At 71.2% G+C, this 16311-nt stretch carries 12 protein-coding genes and 1 pseudogene; 7 read left to right on the forward strand and 6 right to left on the reverse strand.

The window, feature by feature from the left end; all coding sequences use genetic code 11:
- Window positions 1–44: 44 nt before the first annotated feature.
- The 4 genes from PV343_RS34800 to PV343_RS34815 all read left to right on the forward strand — a co-directional run bounded on the left by PV343_RS34800 (window position 45) and on the right by PV343_RS34815 (window position 4750).
- Complete coding sequence (locus tag PV343_RS34800; protein ID WP_319151026.1) at window positions 45–1967, forward strand: hypothetical protein; 1923 nt, start codon at window positions 45–47, stop codon at window positions 1965–1967.
- A gap of 69 nt (window positions 1968–2036) precedes the next feature.
- Window positions 2037–2951: a metal-dependent hydrolase gene (locus tag PV343_RS34805; RefSeq protein WP_319151027.1), complete on the forward strand. Its 915-nt coding sequence runs from the start codon at window positions 2037–2039 to the stop codon at window positions 2949–2951.
- Window positions 2948–3997, forward strand: a complete 1050-nt coding sequence (locus tag PV343_RS34810; RefSeq protein WP_319151028.1) for a PDR/VanB family oxidoreductase — start codon at window positions 2948–2950, stop codon at window positions 3995–3997. The genes PV343_RS34805 and PV343_RS34810 overlap by 4 nt, the downstream gene beginning before the upstream one ends.
- Before the next feature lie 36 nt (window positions 3998–4033).
- Window positions 4034–4750, forward strand: a complete 717-nt coding sequence (locus PV343_RS34815; RefSeq protein WP_319151029.1) for a TetR/AcrR family transcriptional regulator — start codon at window positions 4034–4036, stop codon at window positions 4748–4750.
- Between the two features lie 25 nt (window positions 4751–4775).
- On the opposite strand, the gene PV343_RS34820 is transcribed toward PV343_RS34815, so the two are convergent.
- Together PV343_RS34820 and pulA are read right to left on the reverse strand one after the other, a co-directional pair.
- Entirely contained in the window at window positions 4776–5141 is a 366-nt protein-coding gene (locus PV343_RS34820) for a 5-carboxymethyl-2-hydroxymuconate Delta-isomerase (RefSeq protein ID WP_319151030.1), read from the reverse strand.
- A 32-nt stretch (window positions 5142–5173) separates the two neighbouring features.
- Window positions 5174–10573, reverse strand: a complete 5400-nt coding sequence (gene pulA, locus PV343_RS34825) for a pullulanase-type alpha-1,6-glucosidase (protein ID WP_319151031.1) — start codon at window positions 10571–10573, stop codon at window positions 5174–5176.
- A gap of 232 nt (window positions 10574–10805) precedes the next feature.
- On the opposite strand from pulA, the gene PV343_RS34830 reads away from it, so the two are divergent.
- Both PV343_RS34830 and PV343_RS34835 read left to right on the forward strand, forming a co-directional pair.
- The gene (locus PV343_RS34830; RefSeq protein WP_319151032.1) at window positions 10806–11087 is read left to right on the forward strand and encodes a hypothetical protein; all 282 of its coding nucleotides are present in this window, start codon (window positions 10806–10808) and stop codon (window positions 11085–11087) included.
- Between the two features lie 433 nt (window positions 11088–11520).
- Window positions 11521–11574: pseudogene (locus PV343_RS34835) on the forward strand (hypothetical protein); the annotation flags it as partial.
- Window positions 11575–11631: 57 nt separating this feature from the next.
- Here PV343_RS34835 and PV343_RS34840 read toward each other — a convergent pair.
- Window positions 11632–11754, reverse strand: coding sequence for a hypothetical protein (locus tag PV343_RS34840; RefSeq protein WP_319151052.1), 123 nt, complete (start codon window positions 11752–11754; stop codon window positions 11632–11634).
- Here PV343_RS34840 and PV343_RS34845 point away from each other — a divergent pair.
- Window positions 11735–12040: a carbohydrate-binding module family 20 domain-containing protein gene (locus PV343_RS34845; protein WP_319151033.1), complete on the forward strand. Its 306-nt coding sequence runs from the start codon at window positions 11735–11737 to the stop codon at window positions 12038–12040. The genes PV343_RS34840 and PV343_RS34845 overlap by 20 nt on opposite strands.
- 5 nt (window positions 12041–12045) lie before the next feature.
- On the opposite strand, the gene PV343_RS34850 is transcribed toward PV343_RS34845, so the two are convergent.
- The 3 genes from PV343_RS34850 to PV343_RS34860 all read right to left on the reverse strand — a co-directional run bounded on the left by PV343_RS34850 (window position 12046) and on the right by PV343_RS34860 (window position 16311).
- Entirely contained in the window at window positions 12046–13422 is a 1377-nt protein-coding gene (locus tag PV343_RS34850) for an alpha-amylase (protein WP_319151034.1), read from the reverse strand.
- 147 nt (window positions 13423–13569) lie between these two features.
- A complete protein-coding gene (locus PV343_RS34855; protein ID WP_319151035.1) occupies window positions 13570–15255 on the reverse strand; it encodes a glycoside hydrolase family 13 protein in 1686 nt (561 codons plus the stop codon).
- A 150-nt stretch (window positions 15256–15405) separates the two neighbouring features.
- Window positions 15406–16311 (reverse strand): sugar ABC transporter permease, encoded by a 906-nt coding sequence (locus tag PV343_RS34860; RefSeq protein ID WP_319151036.1) that lies wholly within the window; start codon window positions 16309–16311, stop codon window positions 15406–15408.

Raw genomic sequence — 16311 nt, forward strand, 5'->3', positions numbered from 1 at the left:
CCGCCCGGCGGTGACCAACCAACGCCTCGCTCGTTCACCCGGATGTGCAGTCACAGGATGTAGCCCAGCGTCACGCACCCGCCTCCTCCGGCGCCACCGGCCCGGTCGTCGACGTCGAGCAGGCCGAGGCCGCGCTCGTCGAGCACTACCCACGGCTGGTCCGGCTCGCCTACCTGGTCCTGCCACCCGGCCTCGGCCGCGGCCGCCGGGTGCTGACGGCACACGCCCTCGCCCAGCGCGCGCTCCCCCGTGGCCGCAAGCAGACGTCCGTGATCCCGGCCCAGTCCGCGGGCCGGGAGGGCGACCCCGGGTACGCGTTCGTCCGCCTCCGGGTCCTGCGCACCGCGCTCGGCGCGTCCGGCACCCGCAAGGGCCGGCCGCGGCTGGCGCACCGGCCGCCGCTGCTGCCCCAGGTGTGGGGCCTGCGGCTGTTCCCGCGCTCCGGCGGGGCCGACGAACTCGCCCTGGACCAGCGGCTGTCCGCCCTGTCCGGGCCGGCCCGGGCCGCGTACGTGCTGCGTGGTCTGGAGAAGCTGCCCGACGCCGACGTGCGCCGGATCCTGAAGTCCGCCGGGGTGCAGGACCCCGAGTCTGCGCTGGCGGAGGCCAACGGGGTGCCCGCGCAGGACGCGCTGCTCTCCTCCCCCGAGTTCGACCCGTGCTCGCTGCAGGCCCGCCCCACCGACCTGATGCGGCGCCGCCAGCACACCAAGGCCGTGCTCGCCGCGGCGGCCGCCCTCGCGGTCTGCGGGGCGCTGGTGGCCATGCCGGGCGGCGGCTGGGGACCGGACGGCGCCGCCGCGCCCGTGTACGCGGAGAACCCGGCGGCCGAGGCGGCCCTGGACCCGGGCAAGCTGCTCAGGGCCGCCCCCACCGCCTGGCGGTCCTCCGACCGCACCGACTTCTCCGTGTGGCCCGCGCGCGGCCCGCTCACCGGGGACAAGGCACTGCTGCGCCGCGCCCTCGCCGTCTGGGCCCGCCCCGGGGAGACGGTCCGGGTCTCGGCCACCCCCGGCACCCAGACCGGCGGCCCGGCCGGCCCGCCCCGGCTGCTGTACGCGGGCGTGGTGGACACCGCGCGTGTGGTGATGCTCTACGACGGCCTGCGCGTCGCGCGGTACGCCGAGCCGACGGAGGGCGCGACGGGCGCGGCCCTCGACTTCGCCCGGGTCGACGGCGCGACCGGCGCCGAGGCGAGCGCGCTGGTGCTGGGCCGTGCCGACGGCAACGTCCGCTATCTGACCGCGCCCTGGGTGAAGCGGGCCGCCGAGCGGGACCTGATGAAGCCGGACGCGGCCGCGACCCCGCTGACCCTCACCGACGGCGTGACCACCCCGCTGGCCAGTCCGGCCCTGCAGCCCGGCGGCTGCACCTCGTGGAACGTGCTCCAGGTGACGGACGCCTCCGGCACCCGGCTCGCCACGGACCTGGGCGAGCTGGTCCCGGCCCGTCTCACGGCCGGGCGTCCGGGCGCGGTCACGGAGGCGAGCGGCGTGGACGGGCTGCGCGCCTGGGCGCCGTTCGCCTGCTCGCTGTCCACGGAGCGCTCCGCCGGTGTGCGCAGCGTCAACGCCTGGGCGTTCGCGAACCAGACGCTGCCCGACGCGGGCGGGGCCGGTCAGTGGGTGTGCACCCGGGCCGATACCTGGCGCGGTGACGGCACGATCGCGCTGGCCCAGTTCCGGACGCCGGGCGGCCCGGTAGGGGCGGTGGTGGCCAAGGGCACGGACGTGGCGGACTGCGGTCCGCGCGGGCCGCACGTGCTGGCCGGTGTGCTGTGGAAGTCGGGGACCGGCGCCTGGTACCTGCTGGCGGCAGGCGGTCCGGACACCGCGTCGATCCGCGCGGCCGGCGGGGTCACGGCGTCCGGACGCGGCGCGCTGCTGGCGGTGCGGGCGACCCGGGGTGCGCGGGCGGACCTGAAGGGCACGCTGGCGGACGGCCGGCAGATCACCGGACTGCGCTAGCTGACATCAGCGTCAACAAGGTGCCGCGGAGGGGTTCTCAGGCGATCTACCCGTCAGTACATTGACGCCATGTCTCATACGCAGGCCCGGCCGGTGGAGTCCGAGCGCATCCCGCTCAAGGCCCGCAACGTGTCCTTCTCCTGGCAGGACACCCCGCTGCACTGGGTGCCCGGCGACCCGTTCACCACGCACACCATCAACGTGCTGCACCTGCTGCTGCCCGCCGGCGAGCGGTGGTTCGTGCACGTGTACAAGCAGGTGCTGCCGCTCATCCGGGACGACCGCCTGCGTGCGGACGTCCTGGGGTTCATCGGGCAGGAGGCCATGCACTCCCAGGCACACGACGAGGTCCTGCCGTACCTGAAGGAGCAGGGGCTCGACCCGACGCCGTACACCGCGCAGGTCGACTGGTTCTTCGAGAAGCTGCTCGGCGACCGCACCCTGCCGCCGGGCCGGCCCCGGCGCTGGTGGCTGCTGGAGCGGGTGGCGCTCATCGCGGCCATCGAGCACTACACCGCCTTCCTCGGCGACTGGGTGCTCAACGCGGCCGAGCTCGACCGGCGCGGGGCCGACCCGACCATGCTGGACCTGCTGCGCTGGCACGGCGCCGAGGAGGTCGAGCACCGCTCGGTCGCCTTCGACCTGTTCCTGCACGTCGACGGCGACTACGGGCGCCGGGTGCGCACCTGGGCGGCGGCCTTCTCGGCGCTGGTCTTCCTGTGGCAGCGCGGGGTCCGCTTCTTCATGGCGAACGATCCCACCGCGGCCGGCGAGAAGCCGTCCCTGGCCGGCTTCCACCGGCGCGGCCGGCAGGGCACCCTGCCCGCCACCGGGGACATGCTGAAGTCCATCCCGCGCTACCTCAGCCGCGGTTACCACCCCTCCCACGAGTGCTCCACCGCCCAGGCCGTCGCCTATCTGGCCGCCTCCCCCGCCGCGCTGGCCGCGGAGAAGGCGCAGCGGGCCGGCGAGGGGGCCGCGTGACGCCGAAGCCGCGCACCCTCGTCCTGCTCGCGGGTGCCGCCCTGCTGACCCGGCGCGCCCTGCGCCACCGGGTGCGGCGCTCCCCGCTGTGGCCGATGCCCGCCCTGGACCCGCCGGTCTCCGGCCGGCCGCGCTCGCGGGCGCGGCTGCTGCTCACCTCCCACGAGACGATCGCCGACGGGGTCGTACGGCTACGCCTGGAGGGCGCCGGGCTGCCGGCCTGGGAGCCGGGGGCGCACCTCGACCTGGTGCTGCCGTCGGGTCTGGTGCGGCAGTACTCGCTGTGCGGGGACCCCGGGGACACCTCGTCCTACACGGTCGCCGCGCGGCTGGTCGAGGACGGCCGGGGCGGCTCCCGCGAGGTACACGAGCAACTGACGGAGGGCATGGAACTCCAGGTGCGCGGACCGCGCAACCGCTTCCCGCTCGTCGCGGCGCCGTCGTACGTCTTCGTGGCCGGCGGGATCGGGATCACGCCGATCCTGCCCATGCTGCGGGCGCTGCCGGACGGGGCCGAGTGGCGGCTGCTGTACGGCGGGCGGACCCGGGCGTCGATGCCGTTCCTCGCGGAGGTGCGCGAGCTGGCCGGGGACCGGCTGACGGTGGTGGCCGAGGACGAGGACGGACGCCCCGACCTCGCGGCCCTGTTCGCGGACGCGGCCGAGGGCACGGCCGTGTACTGCTGTGGCCCGGAGGGCCTGACGGCCGCGGTCGAGGAGGCGCTGCCGGCGGGTGCCACGCTGCACCTGGAACGTTTCGCGCCACGGACCGGCGCCGGCGGGGAGACGGAGTTCGAGCTGGAACTGCGGCGCAGCGGGCGGACCTTGACGGTCCCGGCGGACTCCACGGTGCTGGCCGCCGTGCGCGACGCGCTGCCGGACACCGCCTACTCCTGCGAGCAGGGTTTCTGCGGGACCTGCCAACAGCGGGTGCTGGAAGGGGAGATCGACCACCGGGACGAGCTGCTGACGGACGCGGAGCGGAGCGATTCGATGCTGATCTGCGTCTCCCGGTCCCGGAGTGATCGGCTGGTGCTCGACATGTGATCACAAGCGGCCGGATTCGATCGGTAAGGTGTTCGCATGAGTACCGGGGTTCGCCGCAGGATGGGCGTCGAGGAGCGGCGGCAGCAGCTGATCGGCGTCGCGCTCGACCTGTTCAGCCGACGCTCGCCCGACGAGGTCTCCATCGACGAGATAGCCTCGGCCGCGGGTATCTCGCGGCCGCTGGTGTACCACTACTTCCCCGGCAAACTCAGCCTGTACGAAGCCGCGTTGAAGCGTGCCTCGGAGGACCTCGCGAGCCGGTTCGAGGAGCCCCACGAGGGTCCGCTGGGAGCCCGGCTGCTGCGCGTGATGCGCCGCTTCTTCGACTTCGTCGACGACCACGGGCCCGGCTTCTCGGCGCTCATGCGCGGCGGCCCGGCCGTACCCGCGGACGGGGTGGGCTCGAAGGAGCACACCTCGGCGACCAACGCCCTGATCGACTCGGTGCGCCAGGCCGCCTACGACCAGATCCTGTCGCACCTGAACGTGACCGACGCGTCCCCGCGTCTGGAACTGGTGATCCGCACCTGGATCTCGCTCGCCGAGTCCACGGCGCTGATCTGGCTGGACGGCCGGCGCATCCCGCGGGGCGAGCTGGAACGGCAACTGGTGCACGACTTCGCCGCGCTGGCCGCGGTCAGCGCGGCCTACGACCCGGACATGGCCGCGCTGGTGCGGGCCATGGTCCAGGACGAGCCGGCCGACGGCCCCTTCGCGGAGCTCGCCGGCCGGCTGATCACTCTGGCGTCCTGACCCTGCGGCCGGACCGTCCGCCGTCCTACCGCTCGAACTTCCGGTAGGACGGGTCCAGGTCGCGGACCTCGGCGGACGCGTGCAGGGTGATCCCGTCCTCCGGCGCCACATGCGTACGGAGCAGTTCCAGCACGGCCTCCGTCAGCGCCGCCTTGGTCTCCTCGCTCCGGCCGGCGAGGAGACCGATGGTCACGTGCACGATCGCGTGCCGCTGATCCATCTCTTCGTACCCATAGGCGGCATAGGCCTCCCGGAACAGCGTCTTGCACGCCTCCGGCCTTGCCGCCGCGATCTCGACGACCGCCTCGTGCAGCGCCCGCGCGAAGCCGGCCGCGTCGAAGCTGTCCGAATCGTCCAGCACGGCGGTGTAGTCGACGGTGATCTGCGGCATGGGTACTCCTGTTCTACGGCGTCGGGCCGACCCTACTTCGCCGCCCGGGTGAACACCGCCACGGTCCGCGCCGGGACGGTGAACGTGCCGGCCGCGTAGGACGAGGTCTTCACCACCGTGTCCGCGCCGGCCGCCTGCACGGGGTGCAGCCGGTAGTGCGATCCGGCCAGAGCGGCGATCTTCTGCTCCTGCCGTTCCGGGGTGGCGTTGAAGACCACGACCAGGTCACCGAGGCGCATGGTGATCACGCCGGGCGTCTCGTCCTTGCCCGACAGCGGGAAGGACAGCCGGTCCTGCACCTGCGTGGCCGTGCCGAGGGAGAAGGCGTTCTCGCTCGTGCGGATGCGCAGCAGGTCCTGGTAGGCGGCCGAGGCCCCGGTGATCTGGGGGCAGCCCACCTCGACCGCGCCGAGCAGCGGCCTGGCGAAGTCCCACTTGGACTGGTTGTCGGCCGCCATGGGCAGTCCGCGCCCGAAGCCGTTGCCGTCGGCGCAGTTCCAGTGGATGGCGTTGAACCAGTCGCCGCTGTCGAAGGAGTTGCGGTCCAGCGACTTGGAGCGCAGCAGGTCGGTGCCCGCCTGGGAGAGCGCCGGACCCTGCGAGAGGGCGGCCGTCGCCATCGCCAGGACCTGCATGCGGGCCCGGTCGGACGCGGAGGTGTCCTTGGGGAGCTTGTAGGTCAGGGCGTCGAACAACGACTCGTTGTCGTGCGCGTCCACGTAGGCGAGGGCGTCGCCGGGCGCGGCCGCGTAGCCGGCCGGGGCGCCGTTGTAGTCGACCTCGGCGCCGGTGACCTCCTTGCCGTCCGTGGCGGTGAAGTGGTACTTCGCGAGGTTTCCGGTCAGCCCGATCTTGATCAGGTCCTGGTAGTGCAGCAGCCGGGCCTTCTGCTCCTCCTTGGTGCCGTTGGCGGTGGAGGAGTTGGGGTCGGTGTACAGACCGGAGGCGAAGCCCTGGACACCGGGGTCGGAGTCGAAGGGGCTGCCGCCGCGCACCGCGTCACGGGCCCGGTCGGAGAAGGTGGCGATGCCGGTGCCGGCCATGTTGGCCTGCGTGGCCTGCACGAACCGGGCGTCGTTCGCGACCTCGCCGAAGTTCCAGCCCTCGCCGTACAGGATGATCTTCTTGCCGTCGACGCCGTCCTTCTTCAGGGTCAGCGCGTCCAGGGCCTTGCGGACGGCCAGGATGTTGGCCTTCGGGTGGTGGCCCATGAGGTCGAAGCGGAAGCCGTCGACCTTGTACTCCTTGGCCCAGGTGACGATCGAGTCCACGACCAGCTTGCCCATCATCGCGTTCTCGGGCGCGGTGTTGGAGCAGCAGGTGCTGTTGGCCACCGAGCCGTCGGCGAGCAGCCGCTGGTAGTAGCCGGGCACGATCCGGTCGAGCACCGAGGTGTCGGCCTGGCCGCTGGCCGCCGTGTGGTTGTAGACGACGTCCATGACGACCCTGAGGCCGTCGCCGTTCAGCGACTGCACCATCCTGCGGAACTGGACGGTACGGGCGGTGCCGTCCGGGTCACTGGCGTACGAGCCCTCGGGGACCGTGTAGTGGTACGGGTCGTAGCCCCAGTTGTAGGCGTCCTTCGCGGCGGCCTTCGCCACGCACTCCTGCTGCTTGTCGGAGTCGGCCGGGTAGGAGGCCAGGTCGCAGTCGGTGGTGGCCTGGTCGGCCTTCTTCTCGGGGATGGTGGCGATGTCGAAGGCGGGCAGCAGGTGCACGTAGGAGGTGCCGGCCTTGGCCAGCGCCCGCAGGTGCTTCGAGCCGTCGCTGTTCTTGTCGGTGAAGGCCAGGTAGGTGCCCTGGTCCTTGGCCGGGACGGTCTTGTCGGCGACCGAGAAGTCCCGGATGTGCAGCTCCTGGATCTGCGCGTCCTTCAGCGGCACGGCCTTGGGCTTGCTCAGGGCCGCCCAGCCGCTCGGGGAGAGCTTCTTGTCGTTCAGGTCGACGACGAGGCTGCGCGCCGAGTTCGCGGTCAGGGCGACCGAGTAGGGGTCGGTGACCTTGTTGGTGACCACCTTGCGGACGCTGGGCGCCCAGACCTTCACGACGTACCGGTAGGGCTTGCCCTTCCAGGAGGCCGGACCGGTGACGGACCAGACGCCGGTGGTGGCGTCGCGGTGCATCTTCACGGCCTTGCCGTCGAGGTCGAGGTGGACGCTCTGCGCGGTCGGCGCCCAGACCGCGAGGGTCGGCTTCCCGTCGTGGAAGGCCGGCCCGAGGGCGGCCTTCGTCGCGCCGGGGTACAGGTCGTCCAGCACGCCGGCGATCTGCACGCCGGTCGCGGCCAGGACGGCGCCGTTCGCGGCCCGCTGGGTGGCGACGAGCTGCCCGCCGAGCGCGTCGCGCACCCGGTCCCGGTCGCGGGGGTCGACGGACCAGGCGGTGTAGTCCTTCAGGTGCGGGAACTTCGCCTTCTGGGCGTCGGTCAGGGTGGTCTTGGCCAGTCGCAGCCAGCGCTCGTCGTCGCTGGTCAGCGCGCCGTCCTTGACGGTGATCGAGCCGTCGTGGGAGGCGAGGAGCTGGGTGGAGGCGGCGCCGTCGACGCCGTTCCAGGCGACGGTGTTCCGGTCGATCCAGATCGCCTTGGAGGTGGTCAGGTCGAGTGCGGCCGCGCTGCCCGCGGGCTGCGGCAGCAGGTACTTCTCCTGGCCGTTCAACAGCCACACCTCGTGGCCGTTCGACTTGAGGTCGAGGGACTGGTCGGTGGGCAGGTCCTTGTCGTCGCCCTTGTGGATGATGTAGCTGAGACTGGTGGCACCCGCGCTGAGCGGCACCTCGAAGACCGCGCCATAGGCATCAGTCTTCACCGGCTTCATCGGGTTCGACCAGTCGGTGGGGTTCGCGGCGCCGGTCCAGACGTGCAGGCCCCAGCCGTCGTAGTTCCCGTCGGCGCGGTGGTAGTGGATGACCGCCTTGGTCTCGTCCTGCGCCGGGTAGTCGGGCTTCGTGGTCAGGACGTCGGCCTTGCCCTGTTCGAGCCACACCTCGCCGGTCTTGGTGACGTCGATGCTCCGGTCGGCGGAGACGTCCTTGTTGCCGTCCTTGTCGATGACCAGGAAGCCGACGTTCGAGGCGCCGGACTTGAGCTTGACGTAGGCGAAGGCGCCGTAGGCGTCCCGTCCCACGAAGGGGTGGCTGGCGGGCCAGTTCGTGGACTCGCCGTCGGCGATGTCGCCCCAGGCGTACAGGCCCCAGTTGTCGTAGTCTCCGTCGGCGCGCTTGTAGTGGACGACCGCGTAGTCGCGGGAGGAAGCGGTGGGGACCTCGGGGGCGGGCGCGGCGCCGGTGCTGCTGGTGGCCGTGGCGCTCGCGGTGCGTCCCGCGGAGTCGACGACGACGGCCTTGTAGCGCAGGGCGGTGCCGGCCTTCACGCCCTTTCCGATGGTCTGGGTGACCTTGTACGGGGCGTGGTCGGCGGAGCCGAGGGTGCGCCAGGCGCCGTTGCCGACCTGGGCGGCGAAGACGACCCGGTCGAGCCGGCCGCCGTCGACGTCGGCGGAGAGCTCGACGGTGCCGGTGGCGCCGGCGTCCGGGGCCTTCAGGGTGAGGGACGGCTTGGCGGTGGGCTCGGCGAGGGGGCCGGCGGCCTTGAGGACGACGGCGGAGCCGGCCGGTACGGTCACCGTGACCTTGCGGTCGGCGTCGGAGTCCGCCGTGGCGTGCGTGCCGTAGATCCCGCGGTACGTCATGCCCGCGGAGCCGGTCGCGAAGGTGGCGGCCTTCGCCTCGTCGGCGTTGTTGAGGGCGACGACGTACTCGGTGCCGGAGCGTGCGTCCGTACGGGTGAAGGCGTAGACGCCGGCGCCGTCGGCCGCGTACCGCTCGGTCTGCACGCCGTCGGTGAGCGCCGGGTTGTTCTTCCGGAGCTCGGCCAGCGCGGCGATGTCCTTGTAGAGCGGGGCGCCGCGATCGTAGGCGTCGCTCGCGGCGGTGCGGTCGGTGCCGATCTCGTCGTCGTCGAGGTAGTCGGCGACCTTGGAGGCGAACATGGTCTGGCGGGCGTCCTTGTCGCCGCCGGAGCCGGTGAAGCCCTGCTCGTCGCCGTAGTAGACGACCGGGTTGCCGCGGCTGAGGAACATCAGCTCGTTGGCGAGCTTGTCCTTGCGCAGGATCTCGGCGTCGGTGGCCTTGGGGTTGTCCTGCTTCAGGAAGTACCCGATACGGCCCATGTCGTGGTTGCCGAGGAAGGTGACCTGCTCGTACGCGTTGGCCTTGTCGGTCGTGTACTTGTAGTCGTCACCGAAGACGCTCGCGAGCTTCTGCGCACTGCCGCCCTGGGAGGCGTAGGAGCGGGCCGCGTCCTGGAAGGGGAAGTCGAGGGTGGCGTCGAGGCGGCCCTGGGTGACGTACGGGGAGGTGAGGGAGGTGTCGGCGGTGTAGACCTCGCCGAACATGAAGAAGTTCTTCCGCCCGTGCGCGGCCGCGTAGCGGTCGAGCGCGGTGGCCCACTGGGTCCAGAAGTCCATGTCCACGTGTTTGACGGTGTCGATGCGGAACCCGTCGACGCCGAAGTCCTTCACCCAGCGCTCGTAGATCTTCTCCATGCCGCTGACGACCTCGGGGCGCTCGGTCCACAGGTCGTCCAGGCCGGAGAAGTCGCCGTAGGTGGTGGACTCGCCCGCGTAGGTGGAGTCGCCCCGGTTGTGGTACATCGTCGGGTCGTTGAGCCAGGCCGGGACCTTCGATTTGCTCGTGACCTGCGGGGTGCGCGGGAAGGAGTCCGCGTCGACGGCCGGGAACCTCCGGCGCCCGTCGGCGTAGTCGGCGTCCTCGAAGGGCCGGCCGTCCTTGGTCAGGTACGGGAAGGCGCCCTTGGAGAGGTAGTCGTACGACTTCTCCTTGTAGTCCACGACGTCGGCGGTGTGGTTCGTGATGACGTCGAAGAAGACCTTCATGCCCTTGGCGTGCGCCTTGGCGATGAGGGTCTGGAGGTCCTTGTTGGTCCCGAAGTGCGGGTCGACCCGGGTGAAGTCGGTGATCCAGTAGCCGTGGTAGCCGGCGGAGGCGTTGGCGCCCGTGCCCTGCACCGGGCGGTTCTTGAAGATCGGCGCCATCCAGATGGCGGTGGTGCCGAGGTCCTTGATGTAGTCGAGGCGCTTGGTCAGGCCCTTGAGGTCGCCGCCCTGGTAGAAGCCCTTGTCGGAGGGGTCGTACCCGGTGCTCAGGCGTGAGCCGGTGAGCCCGCCGCGGTCGTTGGACCGGTCGCCGTTGGCGAAACGGTCCGGCATGACGAAGTAGAACTGCTCGCGGGTGTCGTCGTGCCGCGCGGGCTGGGCCGCGAGCTTCGCGTCCGAGGGGGGCGCGGGCGGGGTGGCCGCGTGGGCGGACACAGGCTGCAGGAGGGCTGCGGCGAGGGCGGCGACGGTGACGGCCGCTGCCCGCCTCGCTCGTGGGGTACGGCGCGCGGGGGGCGCCGGCCATCTCGGTATCACAGGCGGTAACTCCTTGCGATTACGGCTCTCTTGGGTCCGACCCCAACGCCGCGGCACGGCTTCGATGCCGGGCGCCCGCGCGACCGTACCGCTAACGAAAGGTTTACAGCAAGAGGCTTGAAACTCACAGCAAGAACTTTCACCGACCGCCCTGACGGCCCCTCCCAACTGGCCCACTCTCACGGGTTGTTGAAACAGGCACCCTCCGTAACCCCCACCTTCGGAGCCGCACATGACCAGATCTCGACGGTCCCACCGACCTCCCCGGGCCCTCCGCCGCACCGCGACGGCGGCCGTCGCGGGGGCCCTCGCGCCGGCCGGGGCCGTGGTCCTGCCGGCGGCGCCCGCACAGGCGGACACGTCCGCCAAGGGCGACGTCATCGCCAACCTGTGGGAGTGGAACTGGGACTCGATCGCCTCGGAGCGCACGCACGTCCTGGGCCCGGCCGGCTACGGCGCGGTCCAGGTGGCACCGCCGGCCGAGTCCCTGAAGCAGCCGAGCTACTACTGGTAGGACGCCTACCAGCCGTACGCCTACGACCTGAACAGCCGCTTCGGCTCGGCCGCGGAGTTCGCCTCGATGGTCGGCACCTGTCACGCGGCGGGCGTGAAGGTCTACACGGACGCGGTGATCGACCACACCGCCGCGCAGACCGGCACCGGCTACAACGGCACCACGCTCACCAGCAAGTACGACACCCCGGACGGGGACCGGCCGGACTACCACGACGCGTCGCGTCGTCGACGACGGCGCGACCAGTGTGACCGTCTCCGGCGGCAGCGCCTCGCTCACCGTCCTGGCCAAGGGCGCGGTCGCCTTCTACAACGCTTCCTACACCTGCACGGTCGGCTGCGACGACACGGGCGGCGGCGGTGGTTCGTCCGGCTCCACCGTGAGCGCGACGTTCGACGAGTACGCGCCGACGTCGTCCGGCACGAGCGTGTACGTGGTCGGGTCGATCCCGGCACTGGGCGGCTGGGACACCTCGAAGGCGGTCAGGCTGTCTTCCACGGGCTACCCGGTCTGGTCCGGCGAGGTGGGCGTGCCCGTCGGCACGTCACATCAAGAGGGACGCCTCCGGGAACGTCACCTGGGAGTCGAACGCCAACCGGTCGGCCGCGGCCGCGGCCGCGGCGGTCTCGCTGGAGAACTCCTGGAACGTGGCGGACGCGGACGCCACCGACGTGACGTTCAGCGAGTCGGCGACGACGGACTGGGGCACCAACGTCTACGTCGTCGGCTCCCTGCCCTCCCTCGGCTCCTGGAACGCCGCCGACGCGATCCCGCTGTCGTCGGCGGCGTACCCGGTCTGGCGCAAGCTGGTCATCGCCCCGAGGAGCACGTCCTTCACGTACAAGTACGTCAAGAGGGACGCCTCCGGGAACGTGACCTGGGAGTCCGGGACGAACCGCTCGTACACGACGGGCGGCTCGTCCGGCTACACCACGAGCGACACCTGGAAGTAGGTGCCTCAGCAGCCCGACTTCCCGGCGTAGATCGCGAGCGCCGTGTCGGCGCCCAGGGTGGCGGTGAACTGCCCGCTCGAGTTCACCGCCACCGTCGTGTTGTTCTGCACGTTGCAGTACGTGCCCGCCGCCAGCGAGGTCTGGTAGGTGCGGGTCAGTGACGAGGACTCGTGGTTGATCGCCACGTAGCCCTTGCCGCCCCGGCCGAAGCCGATCGCGTTGTTGCCGTCGTCCCACCAGTTGGTCACGGACTGGCCGCGGGTGGCGTTGCGGAAGGCGACCATGGACTTGATCTCGGGCCAGGCGTGCTGGCACTTCCAGCCGTCCTGCCAGCACGCGTTGACCTTGCCGCCGTTGGGCGGGCCGGCGTCCGCGTCCGACCACTCGTAGCCCGAGTTGATGTCCGGGGCGCCGTACGGCCAGGCCAGCATGAAGACGTTGGCCAGGGTGTACTTGGCGCCGTCCTTGTAGTTCAGGGTGGAGCCGTTGCGTTCGGTGTCGTGGTTGTCGACGAAGACGCCGGCCACCGAGCTGCTCAGGTAGCCCCAGCCCTCGCCGTAGTTGTTCAGGTAGGCGAGCTTCTCGTTGTTGAAGACGCGCTTGAGGTCGTAGGCGTAGCGGAACTCCTGGACGTCCCCGTCGCCGGTGTACTCGGTCGGCTGGACCGCCTCGTTCGCGCCGTAGATGACCTCCTGCTTCCAGTAGGCGGCGGGCTTGGTGAGCCGGCTCTTGATGTTGGCCAGGTCGTCGGCCGGGATGTGCTTGGCGGCGTCGATGCGGAAGCCGTCCACGCCGAGGGTCAGCAGGTCGTTCATGTAGCCGGCGATGGTCTTGCGGACGTACTCCTCGCCCGTGTCCAGGTCGGCCAGGCCCACGAGTTCGCAGTGCTGGACGTTCCAGCGGTCCTGGTAGTTGGTGACCTGCGAGGTGCAGTCGTCGAAGTCGGGGCTCGAGTAGAGGCCGGGGTAGGTGTACTTCGTGTACGACGAGCCGCCGGTGCCGGTGCCGCTGCCCGCCGCCATGTGGTTGACGACCGTGTCCACGACGACCTTCACACCGGCCGCGTGGCAGGTGTTCACCATGTTCTGGAAGGCCGTGCGGTCGCCGAGACGGCCCGCGATCCGGTAGCTCACCGGCTGGTACGACGTCCACCACTGCGAGCCCTGTATGTGCTCGGCGGGCGGGGAGACCTGGACGTAGCCGTAGCCGGCCGGGCCGAGGGTGCCGGTGCACTCCTTGGCGACCGAGGCGTAGTTCCACTCGAAGAGGACGGCGGTGACGTCCTTGGTGCCGGGCGGCGAGGCCGCTGCGGTAGTCGGGTACATGCCAACCGTGAAGGCGGCCGCGACGGCGAGCGCCGTGGGGAGGGTGCTGCGTGCCATGTGGGGGTTCCTTCGACGTTGAAGGCGCTTGCTGAAATGTTTCAGCAAACTTGCGGTGACGCAGATGTTAAAGGCCCGCTGCCAGAAAGGCAGCGGGCCGTGGTCAAGTTGATGCAAGAACTTTCAGCGCGGGCGCCGAAGAGGGCGTCAGACCGCCGCGATCCACCAGACGGTGGTGTCGGCGGGCACCTTCGCCTCGCCGTCGGCCTCGGTCACCTCACCGCTGGCGAGCAGCACCCGGCCGTACGCCGGGGTCGTCACCGACTCCCCCGTGGTGTTCGCGACGCACACGAACTCCCCGCGGCGGAAGGCGAGGACGCCCTCCGGGGCGCGCAGCCACTCGACCGCGTCGCCCGCACCCAGGTCGGGGCGCGCACGGCGCTCGCTCAGCGCGGCGCGGTACAGCTCCAGCGTCGAGCCGGCCACGCCGGTCTGCGCCTCCACGCTCAGCTCGGCCCACTCGGCCGGCTGGGGCAGCCAGCTGCCGCCGCCGCCGAAGCCGTACGACGAGCCGTCGCGGGTCCACGGGATCGGCACCCGGCAGCCGTCGCGGAAGCCGTCCTGGCCGGCACCCCGGAAGTAGGCGGGGTCCTGGCGCACCTCGTCGGGCAGGTCCACCACGTCGGGCAGGCCCAGTTCCTCGCCCTGGTAGATGTAGGCCGAGCCGGGCAGGGCCAGCATCAGCAGGGTCGCGGCGCGGGCCCGGCGCAGACCGAGCGCGCGGTCGCCCGCCGTGCGGATCTGGGTGCCGAGGCCGGGCGGGTTGGCGAACCGGGTCGCGTGCCGGGTGACGTCGTGGTTGGACAGCACCCAGGTCGCGGGGGCGCCCACCGGGCGCATCGCCTCCAGCGTGCGGTCGATGACCGTCCGCAGCTCCTCGGCGTCCCACGCGGTGCCCAGGTACTGGAAGTTGAAGGCCTGGTGCAGCTCGTCGGGGCGGACGTAGTTGGCGGTGCGCTCGACGGTCGGGGTCCAGGCCTCGGCCACGAAGATCCGCTCGCCCGCGTACTCGTCCAGGATGGTGCGCCACTGGCGGTAGATCGCGTGCACGCCGTCCTGGTCGAAGAACGGCATGACATCGTTGCCCAGCAGCTTGAGCTGGTCGTGGGAGCCGAGGTCGGGCAGGCCGTCGGCCTTCACCAGACCGTGGGCGACGTCGATGCGGAAGCCGTCGACGCCCATGTCCAGCCAGAAGCGCAGGATGGAGCGGAACTCGTCGCCGACCGCCGGATGCTCCCAGTTGAAGTCGGGCTGCTCGGGCGCGAAGAGGTGCAGGTACCACTCACCGGGGGTGCCGTCCGGCTCGGTGACCCGGGTCCAGGCCGGGCCGCCGAAGATGGACTCCCAGTCGTTGGGCGGCAGTTCGCCGTTCTTCCCCTTGCCGGTGCGGAAGTGGTAGCGGTCCCGCAGCGGGGAGCCGGGGCCCTCCGCGAGGGCGCGCTTGAACCACTCGTGCTGGTCGGAGGAGTGGTTGGGGACCAGGTCGACGATGATGCGCAGGCCGAGCCCGCGGGCGTCGCGGATCAGCGCGTCGGCGTCGAGCAGGTTGCCGAACATGGGGTCGACCGCGCGGTAGTCGGCCACGTCGTAGCCGGCGTCGGCCTGCGGGGAGGCGTAGAAGGGGCTGAGCCACACGGCGTCCACGCCGAGGTCGCGCAGGTACGGGAGGCGGGAGCGGACGCCCTCCAGGTCACCCATGCCGTCGCCGTTGCTGTCGGCGAAGCTGCGCGGGTAGACCTGGTAGATCACCGCGTCCCGCCACCAGTCGCGGCGCTTGGCGACGGTGGCGACGGCGGAGTCGGCGGCCGGGGCTGCGGGGGTCTGCTGGCTCATGGCTTCCTTGCTGCGTGAAAGAGGTCTGGTCAGGGGTGACGTGGTGGGCGGCTGGAGTGCGAGGCGGCCGCGGTGTCAGCGGGGTCGGATGGAACACCGCGGCCGCCTACCCGCGCGGTCAGGCGCGCGGGAGCCTTTCACCGTGGGGCGTCAGCCCTTGGTGCCGCCCGCGGTGAGGCCGGTGACGAGGTTCTTCTGCACGAGGTAGAAGAACACCGACACGGGTATCGCGATCAGCACCGCGGTGGCGGCCATGTAGTTCCACTCGGCGTCGTGCTGGCTGACGAACGTCTGCAGACCGACGGCGAAGGTGTACTTCGAGTCGTCGAGCATGAAGGTCGTCGCGAAGGCGACCTCACCGACGGCGGTGATGAAGTTGTAGAACGCGGCGACGGCCAGGCCCGGGCGGGCGAGCGGCAGGATCAGCCGGAAGAAGGTGCCGAAGGGGCTGAGCCCGTCCACGCGGCCGGCCTCGTCGATCTCGAACGGGATCGTGTCGAAGTAGCCCTTGAGCAGCCAGGCGCTGTACGGCACGGCGGTGGTGCAGTTGATGACGATCAGCGACCAGTAGGTGTCGATGAGGCCGAGCTCGCTGAAGATCTCGTACATCGGCACGATCAGGATGGCGATCGGGAACGCCTGGGTGAGCAGCAGCACCCACATCAGCGACTTGTAGCCGGGGAAGCGCATGCGCGAGACGGCGTAGCCGGTGGTCGCGGCGACGAAGACACCGATCACGGTGGTGCCGAGGGCCACGATCATCGTCGACTTGAACCAGTCGAAGAAGGCGGTGTGCTGCAGCACGAAGCTGTAGTTCGAGAAGCTGATCTTGCCCATGATCTTGCCCGGGTGCAGGTAGTCGTCCTTGTCCGGGCCGAGGGACAGGAAGAACAGCCAGGCCACCGGGGCCAGCGCGATCAGGCTCGCGACGATCAGGCCGCCGTGCATCAGGGCGGCGCCGAGCGGGCCGCGCTCGCCGCGCCCGCGGGTGCGGCGCCGGGCCTGCGGAGCGGGGGCCGGCTCCGTGTGCGTCTTCTCGAGGGTCGTGGTGCTCAT

This window comes from Streptomyces sp. WI03-4A (assembly GCF_033792105.1).
Classification (GTDB): domain Bacteria; phylum Actinomycetota; class Actinomycetes; order Streptomycetales; family Streptomycetaceae; genus Streptomyces; species Streptomyces collinus_A.